Here is a 16,083-nt window from a genome sequence, read left to right on the forward strand (position 1 = left end):
ATGAAGCGGTCACTCGCGGTACTTGCATTGGTAATGGCGCTGGCAGCATGCCAGGGTCCGGGCACCGAAGCGCAAACCGCGAACGTGCCGGCTGCCGCCCCTGAGACGGCGGCGGAAGTTCCGGCCACCCCGACAACCTCACAGGAAGCTGCGGTTACCACCGCCGACGCAGCCGATGACGCGCAACCCGCACCGCTGGACGAATCGTATAGCAAGGCCAGCCTGCGTCCCGAGTACGCCAAGTGCATCAAAGCTACCGAGGGCGTAACTCCGGAAATCCAAGCCTGCCAGGACGAGGAATATGCGTGGCAGGAGAAGCGCCTGGAGACCTTGTGGCGCAAGATCGCCGACGGCCCGGATAGCGTTGAGAAGGACAAGCTGGCTGACGAACAGGCTGCTTATCTGGAAGACACCGACAATAACTGCACCTGGAACCCGGACGAAGACGGCCAAGGCCAGATGCTGGACGCGCAGTCGTGCCGCATCAACCGCTACGCCAACCGTGCTGACGCGCTGCAGGCACTCACCTCGAAGTAATTCATCCCACAATGGAGTGTAGGAAATGGACGTTGTAACCCAGGCAAAGCAGAAGATGGACGAGTGGCACCGTGGTGCCACCTCGGCCCATTATGAAACCGGTGGTCGTGGTCCCGGTCATGTGTCCACTGGTAAGGGTGATCATGGCGGCGTGTCGTACGGTAGCTACCAGTACGCTACCAACGTGGGTGGTGCCGCCGAATACGTGGCGGCCTCGCGCTACAAGAGCGAGTTTACTGGCCTGAAGCCCGGCACGCCTGAGTTCACCGCGCGCTGGAAGGAAGTGGCCGCCGAGCACCCGAAGGAGTTCGCGCAGGACCAGCACGACTTCATCCAGACCAAGTACTACGACGTGCAGATGGGGCGCCTGAAAGATATCGGCATCGACCTGTCCGATCGCGGCCCGGCGGTGCAGGATGCGCTGTGGAGCACCTCGGTGCAGTACCGCGGCATTACCCGCTCGGTGTTCGAGAAGGGCCTGGAAACCGCCTACGGTAAGGACTACAAGCTCTCCGACCTCAGCGACGAGCAGATTGTCCGTGCGGTGCAGGACTACAAGCACGATAACGTGAAGACCCACTTCTCCAAGTCTCCGGACCTGTGGGATTCGCTGGCCAACCGCGCGCTCAACGAGAAGACCTCGTTGGTCGGGCTGGCGCGCTACGACCAGGTCAGCAAGCACCCGGAGCAGTACCAAGGCAAGGACTACCAGCAGGCCTTCGGCGAGCCGGAGCCGCAGCAGTCGCGTGGCCGCACCCGCGCTGCGCCGATGGCCGACGGGATGCTGACCCCGGGAGAGCGGGGTGATGAAGTAGGAGCGCTGCAGGACAAGCTGATCCAGGCGGGCTACACCGGTAAGGACGGCCAACCGCTGACTGCCGACAAGCACTACGGCCCCAACACCGAGCATGCCGTGCGCGAGTTCCAGCGCGACCACGGGCTGTCGGTGGACGGCAAGGCCGGCAAGAACACCCTCGACGCAATCAATGGCCAGGCCCCTCAGCAGGCACCGGCACAGCCGGCCGCACCGGCCCGCGACCAAGCGGCCCCGGCCCAGGAGCAGGCTCCGGCCCCCGCCCCCGCGCCCGGTGGCGGGCGCATTCACCTGATCGAGCCCATGGGTAGCGACGATGGCAAGGCGAATCGCAGAATTCCGCACGGTACCTCTGGTGAGGACGCCTTCCGCGAAATGCATATTCACCATCCGAACGATAACCGCGAAGCCGTCCGAACCGGCGACGCCAGTAAGGCCGACCGTCCGTCTCAGATGGTGGAAGGGGAGCTGGAAACCGTCCGCACGCGTGGGGACAAGAATGGCATTCCGCTGGTGCACAAGGACCTGATTCTCACGAATGAGGCCGGCAGCCGCAATGTGATGATTCCCAATCCTGTTGAGGGCTACGTCCAGGTCAACCAGGACAAGTGGAATTCCATCAGCATCTACAGCCATCCGGCTGGCCATCCCGACCGCGAACTGGTGGGTCAAGTGCTGCACGGCGTGCGCGGAAGTACACCCTACAAGACAGGTGATTTCGTCGAGTACGGCGCGCCGCTCATCAAGCAATCGGACGCGGGAATCAAGCCGGGTGCGGTGCACGCCCACATTGAGCTGGAACCTGATCAGTTCCGCAAGTACATGGGCGACATCCTCAACGACCGCATCACCCTGGGCGGCGAGGTGCACAAGCAGGGGCCGCAGCATAAGGATGGTCAGTCGCACGGTGCCATGGCCGACGGCATGCTCACCAAGGCCGAGCGCGGTGATGACGTCAAGGCGATGCAGGAAAAGCTGGCCGGGCTGGGGTACCAGGGCAAGGACGGCAAGCCGCTGTCCAACACCGGTTACTTCGGTGATGACACTCTTGCCGCCGTGCAGAAGTTCCAGCGCGACCATGGCCTGAAGGATGACGGCAAAGCCGGCGAGAAGACGCTTGGTGCGCTGGATGCGGCCACCGCAGAGAAGCAGCAGACTCCGAAAGAACCCAGCATGCGGGATGCCGCACATGCGGATAACGTGCGCTTCAATCAAGCCGTGGATAAGCTGCAGGGCCTGGAGCAGCAGCGTGCCCAGGGTTGTCTGAAGCCGCTTTATGCGGACAAAGAGCAGCTGGAGCGTGTGGCTGGCCAGATGGTGGTGTCTACCAAGGCCGCAGGCATGCAGCAGATCGACTCCGTGGTTGCCCGTCCGGACGGGGCCGGCGTGATCGCGGTGCAGGGCACTGTGGGCGACCCGGCATCACGCCGTGTGCTGGTTGATCACAACCAAGCCGCCACGCAGAGCGTCGAAGCCAGCACCCGTCAGGCCGACGCGCAGGGCCAGTCGCAGCAGCAGGAACAGAACCAGCAGCAGGAACAGAACCGCTCGCGCGGGATGTAAGCGCTGCAAATGGCCGGTGGCGTGCAACGGGCCACCGGCCGACGCATCTTCTGCCGATGCTGTACCAGTAGCCCAACCTACCTCTTGAAAATCCAACAACTAACGGCCCGGGTGCCCTTCGGTCCACGTACCCAGCGAATCCGCAGAAAGCGCGGACACCGCCGTACCGCCTTCCGCAGCAGATAAACCGGTGGAAGCTCCACGCCAAGCTGCTCTGCTGCAGCATGCACAGCGACCAGCCGAATCGCCAGAAGCTTGGGGTCGATGGAGTGGTTCTTGATCACCTCACCCTCCAAACCCTTGTTCGCAGCGCTCCAGAAGCGCTCGATCATCAGATCCTGCGTCCACCCACCCTGCATCTTCAGTTCTCCCATAGGCCCACAGCTGACGCCAAAAACTGAAGCAATTCTCCGGCCCGCCGGTCCGCATGGAAATTCCGAATGACGCAATCGGCGCAGAATGGTCGCTCACCGTGCCACCCGCGTTGGTAGCGTCGGTCGACAGACGACGGCCGATAGCGGCGGTCGGCACGGTAACGAGTGAACATCAGCGCAGAAGCGCATCTCCGGTCGAAGGCCATGCGTTGCAGCAGTGATTGCTGTTGTCGGCCGTCGTCTGTCGACCGACGCTACCCCTTCGGAACTACAGGGATTGGTTCCCAAAGAGCAACATAACGTGCCCGCCCACGCGCCTACCGCCATTGCCGTGCGCTACCTAAGCTGCCTCCACACGGCACCTGCCGTGCCACGCAAGCCCGCAACGCTTCCCGCCAGCCAAATCATGTGGAGATCTCGTCAGTTTCAGTCTTGAATCTGCCGCCGCGCCCGTTGCCCCCGCTCTGGATGAGCTGGTGCCCTCACGTTATGCCCTGAAGGTGGGTGATATCGAAGTCCTGGTGATCAGCGATGGTGTTCTGCCGCTGCCCACGCAGATGCTTGGTCACAACGCATCCACGTCGGAACGCGCCGAATGGTTGGAGGAGATGTACCTGCCTCAGGAAGCCTTGGACTGGCCCTTGAATGCAATGGTGGTGCACAGCGGCGACCGCACCATCCTGCTCGACGCCGGGCTGGGCATGGATCCGGACCTGCAGTTGCCGCGCGCCGGCCAGCTGATCCGCCGCCTCGGCGCGGCCGGCATCGACCTGGCTGACATCACCGACGTGGTAATCACCCACATGCACATGGACCACATCGGCGGCCTGCTGGTTGACGGCGTGAAGGAACGGCTGCGGCCGGACCTGAAGATCCACGTCGCCGCCGCGGAGGTGGAGTTCTGGAAGTCGCCGGATTTCAGCCGCACCAACATGCCGCAGGGCTTCCCCGATGCGCTGCGGGCCACCGCCAGGCACTTCTGGGCCGAGTACAGTGGCTCTGTGCACACGTTCCAGGACAAGCAGGAGATCGCGCCGGGCGTGACCGCCCGCCGGACCGGCGGCCATACCCCGGGCCATTGCGTGGTGAGGGTGGCATCTGACGGCGAGGCACTGACCTTCGCCGGTGATGCGGTGTTCGCGGTCGGCTTCGACCAGCCGAACTGGCACAACGGCTTCGAGCACGACCCGGAAGAATCGGCGCGTGTGCGCATCGCCCTGCTGCAGGAACTGGCAGGCACCGGCGAAATGCTGGTGGCCACGCATCTGCCGTTCCCGTCGGTGGGCCGGGTGTCGCTGGAAGGCGAGACCTTCCGCTGGGTGCCGGTGTTCTGGGATTTCTGATGCAACCTCTACGACAGGGGCGCACAGCAGCCCCTGTCGGCCCGGCTGGTTAGTGTCGGTCATCCAGGATCCGACGCATCTCTGCTTCGACGAAGTCAGTGAGCAGACGAACCCGCGCCGGCAGAAGGCGGCCAAACGCATGGATGGACTGCAACGGAAGGCTGGGAAGGCGCAGCGATGGGAGTACTTGCACCAGCGCGCCGCTGTCGAGGTCGTGCTGCACGGTGCAACGCGTCAGGTGTGCCACACCCACGCCGGCGAGCGCTGCCGCACGGAGAGCAACGCCGGTATTCAGGCCCACCCGGCCACTTGGCTGCACACTGGTTCCGTCGGCGAACATGTGGGCGGCAGTTCGACCCTCGTACAGGTATCGCAGCATTGGCATCCTGCGCAGGTCATCTGGCGTGCCGGGCGTACCGTGGCGGGAAAGCAACTCGGGGGAGGCCACCAGGATCATTGTCAAAGAGGCGATAGGGCGCGCCATCAGCTCGCTGTCTGCGGGATGCCCGATTCGGAATGCGACGTCGTAGCCCTCACGAATGACGTCGACAAGATGATCAGACAGCGACAGATCCAACTGCAGTCCAGGGTGAGCGTCCAGGAAGCGCGTGGATAAAGGCTCCAACAGCAGTCGCCCGATTTCACTCGGCATGCTGGCGCGGAGCAGGCCGCGCGCATCACCGTCGGTGCGGATCGCATCGGCCGCATCCTCCAATCATCGCAGCAGCGGAGTCACGCGCTCGAACAGGGCCAGCCCTTCCTCGGTAGGCTGCAGATACCGTGTGGATCGGTGGAAGAGTTTCGCACCCAGCTCGGCTTCAAGCCTGGTGATCGACTTGGACACCGATGAAGGCGTCTGGCCGAGGGCACGCGAGGCTGCACTGAACGACCCCGCTTCCACAGAGCGCACGAACGCCAGCAAGGTAGCCGTGTTGCTGAGCAGGTTCATCTGTGACTCCTTGGAACAACTGAAGTTCGACAGCTCGTCTTCCGGCCGGGACGGGTGAGGACTAAGGTCTGTGCATCCCCAGGATGCAAGGTATATCAGCTATGAATCGAATGGAAAACAAGGTCGCGCTCATCACCGGTGGCAATAGCGGCATCGGCCTGGCGACGGCCTGTCTCTTTACCCGTGAGGGTGCGCAGGTGGTCATCACCGGGCGCCGGCAAGGCATCCTGGACGAGGCGCTTGAGCGCATTGGCCATGGCGCGGTTGGACTGCGCGGGGATGTTGCCGATCTCGAGCATCATTCCCAGGCAGCCGCGTACGTGCGGGACACGTTTGGCGGCCTCGACGCATACGTGGTCAATGCCGGTGTGCTGACCATCAATGAGTCCGCCGCTGTATCTCCCCAGGAGTTCGATCAGCAGTTCTCCATCAACACGCGCGGCGTCTTTTTCGGCGTGCAGGCGACAGTCCCGGTGATGCGAGCGGGAGGGAGCATCATCGTCACCAGTTCGCTGGCATCAGCAAGGGTGCTGCCTGGTCACGCCTATGCCGGAGCAAAGGCGGCGATCGAAGCGTTCGCGCGTAGCTGGGCGCTTGAGCTGAAGGACCGTCGCATCCGCGTCAATGTGCTCAGCCCGGGCCCTGTGGATGCTGCGATCGTCGAGAAGCTGGGCGTGCCCGAGTCTGATCGCGCAGCCTTTCTTCAGTCAATGAGCGACCGGATCCCGGCGGGACGCATGGGTGATGGAGGAACTCGCCAATGCCGCGCTCTTTCTCGCTTCAAGTGAAAGCAGTTTCGTAAACGGTGCCGAACTTCGCGTTGACGGCGGCATGTTCCTGTCTTGATACCTTTTGGAGATCATCACCATGACGACTCAATCAAATACTGAACTGCTGGACTTCATCGACGTGCTGGCGGAAACGGGCAGCCACTACCGCATGGACGAGATGGAGGCTTTGTATACGGATGACCTGGCATTCCTGGTCCTGACCCCGGAAGGCGGGATTACACGACTGTCGCGCGACGATATGTTCCAGGAATTCCGCGAACGTGGTGCTGCGGGTGAACCACCGCTCTCCACGGAGAAACGGGTGCTGCATGTGGAGCAGGAGGGTGACACCGCAGTCGCGGTGCTGTACCGACGCATGGGAGCTTCTGCCGACCCGGCGCTATACGAATTGCGCCTGCGCTACAGTGCTGGTCGCTGGCAGGTATGCGGCGAGACCGTTTCACCCTGGCCAGACCTCGCCAAGGCGGTAGGCTTCCTGCCTCCGCGCCAGAGAAGCTGAAGGGCTTCTATGGAGTGCTGCGGCGCAGTAGCGATTCGGCGGCCGACGCGGCCGACGCGACCGACGCGACCGATGCGATTGACGCAATCGGCGCAATCGGCGCGACTCGGGCGTCGGTAGCGTCGGTCGATAGACGACGGCCGATAACGGCGATCGGCTCGGTAACGAGTGATCACCAGCGCAGTAGCGCATCTCAGTTCAAGCGCCCTGCGCAACAGTAGCGATTTCCGTTATTTTCGTCGTCCATCGACCGACGCTATCTGGTTAATCCTCGCGAAGTGGCCAGAAGCGTCACGCACCCTATGTTCACTTCTCTTCCCAAGGAGGCCCGTACTCACAGCGAACAACTGAGTAGCAGCCGGGAAACTCTTCCAGATGTCGATTTCAGCCTTTACTCAACTATCTAGATCAATAGCATCCCCGCTTCCTTTCCAAATGATGGAGCTGTGAATGAAGGGCGTCCTGGTTCTGCTGGTGGTTGTTGGCCTTTGGTTGAGCGTTGCCTCTCTTTTGAAGCGAAGAGGCTGGGCAGGCCTTAAGCGAAACCTGTGCGCGGGACTCGCCGCATTCGTTGGCTTGCTGGTTGGGGCATCTCTGGTAGCGGATGTCCCGGAGCAGGGTGCTTCAACTCCCGCGTCGGCGGCAGCCAAGGCATCGAGCCCCGTCGAAGATCCAGTAAAGACTGCCGGGAAAAAGGCAGCGGATGAGCGAGCAGAGCGCGATAAGAAGCTCAAGAAACTCGACAAGAACATCGTGACGATCCACCACATGGATCTATCCGATCCGCCTAAAGTCTGGATCACGCTCAGGGCTGACGGATGGGGTGAGGCATCAGCGTTTCACGGCTTCGCTTCGAGTGCCGCAGCGCTCCTGAAGAAGTCGGAGAGTAGCGGTCTACTGGAAGGCGGGCGCGATGTGGCGTTTATCATGGAGGTTGAGGTCGTCTCCGAGGATGGCGATGGGCTGTCCAAGAAGTCGCGCTCGAACGTCCTGAACCTTCTGCTTCCAGCAGACTCGAGGTCTGAATTTCTCGAGGACACAGAACGTAAGGGCGCTTCCGCATTGCTGCGGTTGGCAAAATTTGAGAGCCGAGGGCGCATCGGCCGGGAAATCGTACGCGCATTCTGCGACTCGCCGATCTATCAAGGCTCATCCGGTGTAGCGCCATCTGCAACATTCTGTCGCCAGATTTGACCGTGATGAACGGCGGGTGCCGACACTCTCTTCGCAGTCGTGGTCGACCTTCGCTACCCACACGGCATCGATCCGGTCGGTGTCCAGGTGCTGGATGAAGTTGAGAGCAGTTGCGCTACCGAAGAATCAGAGATCTCCGAGGTCAATCAGTGCGGGTGATCGTTAGAGTTTCGCGTTCATTCCGATAGCACAGGTGACGCATGCCCCGTTTCACCCGCAGGCTGCTGCTTGCATCGAGTCCTATTTTCGCTGTCGCAGCTCCGGTGGCCGCGCTAGAGCTGGCCAACAGTACGGAGGACACCCACGTTCTCTCGCTCAGAGTGATGGCCCATGACAAGGAAGTCATGGCCCCTGTGCTGCAGGTAGCTGCCGGCGCACCGGCGTCAGTAGCGATCAGCAATCACGAAGGTCCTATGTACACCCTGGTCACCACCGTCAACCCGCCGATGGGGGATGATGCGCCCGCAATGGGCGGCGTGCAGGTGTCACTGTGGAAGGGTGACGAAGAGGCCGGAACCCGGATGATCGAGGGTCAGGTGAACGCCAATGGCACGCGCATGCTCAGCGATGGGCAGGGCACCACGGTGGAGCTGCTTTCTCACGCTGCATATTGACGCAATTGCGCGCCAGCGCGGGTAGCGTCGGTCGACAGACGACGGCCCATAGCGGCGATGAGCACGGTAACGAGTTATCATCAACGCAGAAGCGCGTCTCCGTTCGAAGGTCAGGCGTTACAGCAGTGATTGTCGTGATCGGCCGTCGTCTGTCGACCGACGCTACCAAATCAACAACCGCAGTGATCCCAGCGCAAGGAGACACCCCCCCAAAGCCACCATTCACCCCAGGCAGGTAAACTATTGATTGCGCGGGCAAACCCCGCCCCCATCAGCCCCGCCTGCCCATGACCCTGCCTGCCCCCACCGCCGCGGACCGCTACGCCGCTTCCATCCGCCTTTCCGTCGCCCCCATGATGGATTGGACGGACCGCCATTGCCGCGTGTTCCACCGGCTGCTGGCCCCGGGCGCGCGGCTGTACACGGAAATGGTCCACGCCAACGCTGTCATCCACGGCGACCGCGAACGCCTGCTCGGCTACGACGGCAGCGAGCACCCGCTGGCCCTGCAGCTGGGTGGCAGCGACCCGGAACTGCTGGCGCAGGCCGCCCGCATTGCCCAGGAGTGGGGCTACGACGAGGTCAACCTCAACTGCGGCTGCCCGTCCGACCGCGTCCAGGCCGGCCGCTTCGGGGCCTGCCTGATGCGAGAGCCCATCCTTGTGGCTGAATGCGTCGCGGCGATGGTCGCGGCAGTCGACATCCCGGTCACGGTGAAATGCCGCCTGGGTGTCGATGACGACAACAGCTACGAAAACTTCCTGAATTTCGTCGATCAGTCGGCCAACGCCGGCAGCGCGATGTTCATCGTGCATGCCCGCAATGCCTGGCTGAAGGGCTTGTCGCCCAAGGAAAACCGCGAAGTCCCGCCGCTGCGCTACGACTGGGCGCACCAGCTCAAGGCCGACCGCCCGCACCTGCCCATCGTCCTCAACGGTGGGCTGGCCACGGTGGAGGCCTGCCAGGCCCAGCTGCCGGCGCTGGACGGGGTGATGCTGGGCCGTGCGGCCTATCACGACCCCTACCTGCTGCATCAGCTGGAGGCCGCCCAGACCGGCGCGGCGCTGCAACCGCGCGAGGCACTGCTGCGGGCCATGCGCCCCTACATCGAGGATCAGCTGGAACGCGGCCTGGCCTTGAAGCACATCACCCGCCACCTGTTCGGCCTGTTCCACGGCCAGCCCGGTGGACGCGCGTTCCGCCAGGTGCTCAGCGAGGGCGCACACCGCCCAGGCGCGGACTGGAGCCTGATCGAGCAGGCGCTGGAGATCACCCGTGCCCAGGCCGAACGGGTCGCGGCCTGACCTGAACAGCCGTGACCGCCGTCACGGCCGCCGCTTGATCCTTTTGGCGTTTTCCCGCTATGGTTCACTTAGATGAACGTAGCCACGGAGCACCCGGAAAAGTTCAGACCGGATTCACTGCGTAAAACCAAGAATTTGCAAAAGATTCGTGAAGTGCTGGCCGATGGCGGGCACTGATCGATTCACAACTTTTGAACGTTTTGACGCCGTCCGTTAGGATCGAACCGATGTTCTTCGTGACCCGCCACCGCCGCCTTGCTGTCGCCGCCCTGCTGGCAACGGGTGCCGTCGCTGCTGTTGGCAGTGCCAGCGCCCAGATGCCGCCGCCGGACCCGGCCCGTGCCGAGGCCATGCGGGCCGCGCGCAGTGCGCCGCAGGAACGGTCACTGTCCGACGCGGTGCGTCGGGTCCAGCGCACCACCGGCGGTCACATCCTGGGGGCGGAACGGGTGCCGTTCGACGGGCGGGACATCAACCGCGTGAAGTACATGGATGACCGCGGTCGCGTCCGCTACATGGACGACCCGGCGCAGCCACGTTCACAGCCCCGCACGCCCCGGTCGGATATGTCATCACTACGCGGCGATAACCCCTGAACAGGGATAGTTGGCCGTCAACAACGAAATCCACTGGCCCCAGGCCACACCCAGGACACTAGGGAGAGTTCATGCGTATCCTTCTGGTCGAAGACGAAGCCCCGCTGCGGGAAACCCTGGCAGCCCGGCTCAAGCGCGAAGGCTTTGCCGTCGATGCTGCGCAGGACGGTGAGGAAGGTCTGTACATGGGCCGCGAAGTGCCGTTCGACGTCGGCATCATCGATCTGGGCCTGCCCAAGATGTCGGGCATGGAACTGATCAAGGCGCTGCGCGACGAGGGCAAGAAGTTCCCGGTACTGATCCTTACCGCCCGTTCCAGCTGGCAGGACAAGGTCGAAGGCCTCAAGCAGGGGGCCGACGATTACCTGGTCAAGCCGTTCCATGTCGAAGAACTCCTCGCCCGCGTCAACGCGCTGCTGCGTCGTGCCGCTGGCTGGAGCAAGCCGACCCTGGAATGCGGCCCGGTTGCACTCGATCTTGCCGCGCAGACGGTCAGCGTCAATGGCAGCAACGTGGACCTCACCAGCTACGAGTACAAGGTGCTGGAGTACCTGATGATGCATGCCGGTGAACTGGTCTCCAAGGCCGACCTCACCGAACACATCTATCAGCAGGATTTCGACCGCGACTCGAACGTGCTGGAAGTGTTCATCGGCCGCCTGCGCAAGAAGCTGGACGCCGATGGCGAGCTCAAGCCGATTGAAACCGTGCGTGGCCGAGGCTATCGCTTCGCGATCCCGCGCAACCACGAGGGCTGAGTTTCAGCGTTGGCGATTGAATGATGTCAGGCCGTCTGTGGTTCTTTAAACGCTGGCGGCCGCGCTCACTGCAGGCACGTCAGTTGCTGGCGGCCAGTGTGAGCCTGCTGGCCTTTCTGGCCATCGCCGGCTATGCGCTGGATGCCGCTTTCGCCGACACCGCCCGCGCCAATCTGCGCGAGCGGTTGAAGAACTACGCCACCGCCTATGCGGCGGGTATCGACTTCACGCGCGACCGCTCGCTCTACATCCGCGAACAGCCACCGGACCCGCGCTTTGACGTGCCCGGCAGCGGCCTGTACCTGCAGGTGGTGATGCCGGACGGCAAGGGCAACTCGATGTCCGCCGAAGGACCGATGCTGCCCACCGTGGGCGGCGGCATCCTGGCTCCGCGCCAGGAGGTCTTCGAGGGCCCGCTGCCGATGATCCAGATCGACGGCAGCGAAGGCTCGGTGTACCGCTATGGCCTGGGCCTGGTCTGGGACGCAGATGCTGATCCAGCCACCGAATTCCCGTACACGATCTATGTGATGGAAGACTCGCGCGCGCTGGGTGCGCAGCTGCGCGTGTTCCGTGGCCGGGTCTGGTTCTGGATGGGCGGTGCGGGTTTGATCCTGCTGCTGTTGCAGACCGTCATTCTGCAGTGGAGCCTGCGTCCGATGCGGCGCGTGATCACCGAGCTGACCAAGGTGCAGCGCGGTGAAACCGAGCGCATGAGCGAGCGCCATCCGCGCGAGCTTGAGCCGCTGACTGACAGCATCAACGCGCTGATCGAAAGCGAACGCGAAAACCTTGAGCGCCAGCGAAATACCCTGGCCGATCTCGCGCACAGCCTGAAAACGCCACTGGCCGTGCTGCGCACGCAGCTGGACAGCGGTGCGCAGGACCAGGACCTGCGCGACGAGTTCGACGTACAGCTGAGGCGCATGAACAACCTGGTGTCCTACCAGCTGGCGCGCGCGGCTTCTTCCGGTCACAAGCTGTTCTCGGCGCCGCTGCCGATCGAGTCGAATGCGGAAGAGATCGTGCGCGGGCTGGAGAAGGTCTATGCCAGCAAGGGCGTGCTGTGCGAATTCGACATCGACGAAGCGGCACGCTTCCACGGCGAACCCGGCGACCTGCAGGAGCTGCTGGGCAATCTGCTGGAGAACGCCTTCAAGTGGGCCAACCGTCGTGTGCTGCTGACCGCCAAGTCGCTGACCGCGCCGGGTGTGCGTCGTGCTGGGTTGCTGCTGTCGGTGGATGACGACGGCCCGGGCATCGCACCGGAGGACATCGCCAAGGTCCTGCAGCGGGGTGTGCGAGGCGATGAGCGCGTGCAGGGCCACGGCATCGGCCTGTCGATCGTGCAGGACCTGATCAAGGATTACCGCGGCGAACTGCAGGTGAAGCGTTCGCCGGAACTGGGCGGCGCACGGTTTGAAGTGAAGTTGCCGCCCGGGCCGTAGAGCGTGCAGCGTACCGACCAACGGTCGGTACCTACCGGTGTGTCACGGCACCGACCCGCCACGGCACCGACCCGCCACGGCACCAACCCGCAACGGCCCCAACCCGCAACGGCCCCGACAAGCAAAGGGTAGCTACCGACCGTTGGTCGGTAGCCGAACCGCCGGCGGCTCCCCATAAAATCGCCGAAGATGCCCGGCCACCGCCGGCATTTCCTGCTCCAGCAGATCCGGCGCGGAGAAGTGATACTCCGTCACCACCGCGAAGAACTCATCCGGCGCTTCCGCCCCATACGGGTCAATCACGGTCTCTTCCCCGGCATCCACCTGCGCGCGCAGCGCATCAAACGCCGCCTGGAAATCAGCCGCCCATTGCTGCTGCCACTCGCGCGGCAGCGGCGGGGTGCCGTCCATCACTCCATCCAGCATGTCGATGCGATGCGCCATCTCATGCACCACCACGCAGGCCCCCTCGTGCGGGTGGGCCAGTTCGGCCTGTACGTCCTGCCAGGACAGCAGCAGCGGCCCGGTGTGCGACACCTGGCCGATAGCGTCTTCTTCCCACTCGTGCAGGACGCCGTCCTCATCGACCTCGCTCTGCGGCACGACGAAGCCTTCCGGGTATACCAGCACCTGCGACCAGCCCTGCAGACCCACTTCGCCGAGCTTCAGCAGGGGCAGGGAGCACAATGCCGCAATCAGCACCGCGTCGCGCTCCTGGAGCATCAGCCCGCCGACCGGGGTAATCGTCTTGCCGTGCAGAAACACGGCGCTCAAGTGGCGCAGGCGGTCGCGTTCAACCGCTGACAACCCGCGCAGCCACGCGGTGCGCTGGCAGGTGTGTTGCCAATGTTCATTGGGAATGGGGCGCGGACCTGGCCGCAACCACTGCAGCAACGACTGGATCAGCGGAACATGCCCGGCAGGAAGCTGTGCCACTTCGGCGCGCGCAGGCGCGGCAGCACGTCGTCATCGCCACCGCCGCCAGTGCTGCCGGCCGGGGTGACGCTGGGCTTGTTGCTGGAAGGAGCGCTGTTGGCCGGTGGGTTGGACGGAGCGGTGCGCTCCGCCTCGGCCGACGCATACGCGCAGCCGCCCCGGCCCTGGTGGGTCAGCGCATCGGAAGCCTGCGCGGCCATCGGGGCCGTCAGCAGAAGCAGGCAATGGGCGAACAGGCGCATCGTCGACATCCGGTGGGGGCGGGTGGGGTAATTTTCGATTCTAGCCCGATTCTGGTCCCGGTTTGGAACCCGCGGCAGGCGCGGCCCGGCGCTTTCCCGCATAATTTTCCCGTTTCTCCGATGGACACCGCCGTGGACGACCGCCAACTGCTGGCCAAACTGAGTGCCGGGCGCTTGTCCGGCGACGCGCTGGCCCGCGAGCTGGGCCAGACACGCGCCGCAATCTGGAAGCGAATTCAAGGACTTAGAGCCGCCGGCATCGAGATCGACGGCCGCGCCGGTGATGGCTACCAGCTGCAGCAGCCTGTCGAGTTGCTGGACGCGGCCGCCATCACCGCCGGGCTGCCGGCTGCGTTGACCCCCCTGCTTAACGATCTGCAGGTTGCCTGGAACGTCGGCTCCACCAATACCGAATTGTTGCGGTGCAGCGCGCCGCAGCGCGGCTCGGCCGTGCTGCTGGCCGAGCGCCAGACCAGCGGTCGCGGCCGTCGCGGCCGCGAATGGGCCTCGCCATTGGCGGCCCACATCTACCTATCGGTCCTGCGCGGCTTTGCCGGCGGCCTGTCGCGCCTGGGCGGGCTGAGCCTGGTCGCCGGGGTGGCCGTGGCCGAGGCGCTGCAGGCCCAGGGCGTGAAAGACGTGGCCCTGAAGTGGCCCAACGACATCGTGGTCAACGGGCACAAGCTCGGCGGCCTGCTGGTCGAGGGCGGCGGCGAGTTCGCAGGTCCGGCGCGGGCGGTGATCGGGCTGGGCATCAATGTGCGCATGCCGCCGGCATTCGCCGCGCAGATCACCCAGCCGTGGACCGACCTGACCACCTTGATGGGCGGCGAGGTCAGCCGCAACGCCGTCGTCACCGGGCTGCTGGCACACCTGCTGCCGGCGCTGGAGCTGTTCGAGCAGGACGGGCTGGCCCCGTTCCTGACCCGCTACGCCGCGCTCGACAGCCTGGCCGGGCGCAGCGTACGCGTGGAGGACGGTGGCACCTGGCACGAAGGGCAGGCGCTGGGTTTGGCCGAGGACGGGGCGCTGCGGGTGCGCATCGAGGGCGTGGAACGGGTGTTCCATGCCGGGGAAGTCAGCGTGAGGGCGCAATGAGCGACTGGTTGTTCGACCTGGGGAATTCCCGTTTCAAATTCGCGTCGCTCCAAGGTGTGCGCGCCGGTGACGTGCAGGCGTGGCCGCACGGCGCTGAAGCCATGCCAGCGCAGGAGATCGAGAACCTGCCTTCCGGCGACATCGCCTACGTGGCCAGCGTGGCAGCACCCGCGCTCACGGTCAGCATGCTCGAGGTGTTGGGGCAGCGCTTCAAGCAGGTCCGCGTGGCCCGTACCGAAGCGGAGTATGCCGGCCTGCGCATCGCCTATGCCGACCCGGCCAAGTTCGGTGTGGACCGCTACCTGGCCCTGCTGGCCGTGGCCGAGCGCCGCGAACCGGTGGTGGTGGCGGGGGTGGGCACAGCGCTCACCATTGACCTGCTCGACGCGCACGGCCAGCACCACGGCGGACGCGTTGCCGCTTCGCCCACCACCATGCGCGAAGCCCTGCACGCGCGTGCGGTGCAGTTGCCGGCCAGCGGCGGGCAGTATTCCGAATTCGCCAACGACACTGCCGATGCGCTGGCCTCCGGTTGCGATGGTGCGGCCGTGGCGCTGATTGAGCGCAGCCGCGAGCGGGCGGGTGAGGTGCTGGGCACGCGCCCAGCGCTGCTCATCCACGGCGGCGGTGCCCCGACGCTGATGCCGCTGCTGCCCGATGCGCAGTTCCATCCCGCCCTGGTGCTGGACGGCCTCGCGCGCTGGGCCGTGCATCAGCCACCGGCGGCACGGTAGGATCGAGCGCATGCTGACCCGTGCCCTGATCGTCGTTCTGGCCATTCTCAATGTAGGTGTCGCGCTGTGGTGGATGCTGCGCGGCGAACCCGTGCCCACCCCGGTGGAAGCGCCTGCCGGCGTCGCTCGCCTGCAGTTCCTGGATACCCCGCCCGCCGCCGCCGCCGCCGCGGCGCCGCCCCGCCCGGCAGCCCGGCCCTCCCCCCCGCCACCGCGCACCCCGGGCCCCCCCCCCGCCCCGCGCCCGGCGCGCGCGCGGCCAGCTCCATCAGCGCACTGACTTCGTCCA

The 16,083-nt window shown here is 64.6% G+C and carries 17 protein-coding genes and 2 pseudogenes; 14 read left to right on the forward strand and 5 right to left on the reverse strand.

Annotated features, from left to right (window positions below; translation table 11 throughout):
- Both EGJ34_RS08590 and EGJ34_RS08595 read left to right on the forward strand, forming a co-directional pair.
- Entirely contained in the window at window positions 1-537 is a 537-nt protein-coding gene (locus tag EGJ34_RS08590; RefSeq protein ID WP_260476939.1) for a lysozyme inhibitor LprI family protein, read from the forward strand.
- 25 nt (window positions 538-562) lie between these two features.
- Window positions 563-2,914, forward strand: coding sequence for a peptidoglycan-binding domain-containing protein (locus EGJ34_RS08595; protein WP_125360082.1), 2,352 nt, complete (start codon window positions 563-565; stop codon window positions 2,912-2,914).
- A gap of 77 nt (window positions 2,915-2,991) precedes the next feature.
- Here EGJ34_RS08595 and EGJ34_RS08600 read toward each other — a convergent pair whose 3' ends face one another.
- Complete coding sequence (locus EGJ34_RS08600) at window positions 2,992-3,288, reverse strand: hypothetical protein (protein WP_125360083.1); 297 nt, start codon at window positions 3,286-3,288, stop codon at window positions 2,992-2,994.
- A 476-nt stretch (window positions 3,289-3,764) separates the two neighbouring features.
- On the opposite strand from EGJ34_RS08600, the gene EGJ34_RS08605 reads away from it, so the two are divergent.
- Window positions 3,765-4,631, forward strand: a complete 867-nt coding sequence (locus tag EGJ34_RS08605; protein ID WP_260476940.1) for an MBL fold metallo-hydrolase — start codon at window positions 3,765-3,767, stop codon at window positions 4,629-4,631.
- A 49-nt stretch (window positions 4,632-4,680) separates the two neighbouring features.
- Here EGJ34_RS08605 and EGJ34_RS08610 read toward each other — a convergent pair whose 3' ends face one another.
- Together EGJ34_RS08610 and EGJ34_RS22510 are read right to left on the reverse strand one after the other, a co-directional pair.
- On the reverse strand, window positions 4,681-5,346 hold the full coding sequence (locus EGJ34_RS08610; protein WP_221740394.1) for a substrate binding domain-containing protein: 666 nt from the start codon (window positions 5,344-5,346) through the stop codon (window positions 4,681-4,683).
- Window positions 5,347-5,580: a LysR family transcriptional regulator gene (locus EGJ34_RS22510; protein ID WP_221740395.1), complete on the reverse strand. Its 234-nt coding sequence runs from the start codon at window positions 5,578-5,580 to the stop codon at window positions 5,347-5,349.
- A 110-nt stretch (window positions 5,581-5,690) separates the two neighbouring features.
- On the opposite strand from EGJ34_RS22510, the pseudogene EGJ34_RS08615 reads away from it, so the two are divergent.
- From EGJ34_RS08615 to EGJ34_RS08650, 8 genes and pseudogenes are all read left to right on the forward strand, one after another.
- Window positions 5,691-6,426 (forward strand): annotated as a pseudogene (locus tag EGJ34_RS08615) (SDR family oxidoreductase).
- Window positions 6,427-6,432: 6 nt separating this feature from the next.
- Window positions 6,433-6,870: a nuclear transport factor 2 family protein gene (locus tag EGJ34_RS08620; protein WP_260476941.1), complete on the forward strand. Its 438-nt coding sequence runs from the start codon at window positions 6,433-6,435 to the stop codon at window positions 6,868-6,870.
- A gap of 450 nt (window positions 6,871-7,320) precedes the next feature.
- The gene (locus EGJ34_RS08625) at window positions 7,321-8,064 is read left to right on the forward strand and encodes a hypothetical protein (protein ID WP_125360085.1); all 744 of its coding nucleotides are present in this window, start codon (window positions 7,321-7,323) and stop codon (window positions 8,062-8,064) included.
- 200 nt (window positions 8,065-8,264) lie between these two features.
- Window positions 8,265-8,678, forward strand: a complete 414-nt coding sequence (locus EGJ34_RS08630; protein ID WP_125360086.1) for a hypothetical protein — start codon at window positions 8,265-8,267, stop codon at window positions 8,676-8,678.
- 287 nt (window positions 8,679-8,965) lie between these two features.
- Window positions 8,966-9,982 carry a tRNA dihydrouridine(20/20a) synthase DusA gene (gene dusA / locus EGJ34_RS08635; RefSeq protein ID WP_125360087.1) on the forward strand — a complete coding sequence of 339 codons (1,017 nt, stop codon included), beginning with the start codon at window positions 8,966-8,968 and terminating at the stop codon, window positions 9,980-9,982.
- Window positions 9,983-10,209: 227 nt separating this feature from the next.
- Window positions 10,210-10,578, forward strand: coding sequence for a hypothetical protein (locus tag EGJ34_RS08640; RefSeq protein WP_125360088.1), 369 nt, complete (start codon window positions 10,210-10,212; stop codon window positions 10,576-10,578).
- Window positions 10,579-10,649: 71 nt separating this feature from the next.
- Window positions 10,650-11,336 carry a response regulator transcription factor gene (locus EGJ34_RS08645; RefSeq protein ID WP_125360089.1) on the forward strand — a complete coding sequence of 229 codons (687 nt, stop codon included), beginning with the start codon at window positions 10,650-10,652 and terminating at the stop codon, window positions 11,334-11,336.
- Window positions 11,337-11,359: 23 nt separating this feature from the next.
- Window positions 11,360-12,784, forward strand: a complete 1,425-nt coding sequence (locus EGJ34_RS08650) for a sensor histidine kinase (protein ID WP_125360097.1) — start codon at window positions 11,360-11,362, stop codon at window positions 12,782-12,784.
- A gap of 132 nt (window positions 12,785-12,916) precedes the next feature.
- Here the strand turns inward: EGJ34_RS08650 and EGJ34_RS08655 are convergent, their stop codons facing one another.
- Window positions 12,917-13,720, reverse strand: a complete 804-nt coding sequence (locus EGJ34_RS08655) for a M90 family metallopeptidase (protein WP_125360090.1) — start codon at window positions 13,718-13,720, stop codon at window positions 12,917-12,919.
- Window positions 13,687-13,962: a hypothetical protein gene (locus EGJ34_RS08660; RefSeq protein ID WP_125360091.1), complete on the reverse strand. Its 276-nt coding sequence runs from the start codon at window positions 13,960-13,962 to the stop codon at window positions 13,687-13,689. The genes EGJ34_RS08655 and EGJ34_RS08660 overlap by 34 nt, the downstream gene beginning before the upstream one ends.
- Window positions 13,963-14,082: 120 nt before the next feature.
- On the opposite strand from EGJ34_RS08660, the gene birA reads away from it, so the two are divergent.
- The 3 genes and pseudogenes from birA to EGJ34_RS22685 form a co-directional block, all read left to right on the forward strand.
- Window positions 14,083-15,060, forward strand: coding sequence for a bifunctional biotin--[acetyl-CoA-carboxylase] ligase/biotin operon repressor BirA (gene birA / locus EGJ34_RS08665; protein WP_185750114.1), 978 nt, complete (start codon window positions 14,083-14,085; stop codon window positions 15,058-15,060).
- Complete coding sequence (locus EGJ34_RS08670) at window positions 15,057-15,794, forward strand: type III pantothenate kinase (protein WP_125360093.1); 738 nt, start codon at window positions 15,057-15,059, stop codon at window positions 15,792-15,794. The genes birA and EGJ34_RS08670 overlap by 4 nt, the downstream gene beginning before the upstream one ends.
- 10 nt (window positions 15,795-15,804) lie before the next feature.
- A pseudogene (locus EGJ34_RS22685) lies at window positions 15,805-15,972 on the forward strand (SPOR domain-containing protein); the annotation flags it as partial.
- Window positions 15,973-16,083 lie beyond the last annotated feature (111 nt).

Source organism: Stenotrophomonas sp. 278 (assembly GCF_003935715.1).
GTDB classification, from domain to species: Bacteria; Pseudomonadota; Gammaproteobacteria; order Xanthomonadales; family Xanthomonadaceae; genus Stenotrophomonas; species Stenotrophomonas maltophilia_AH.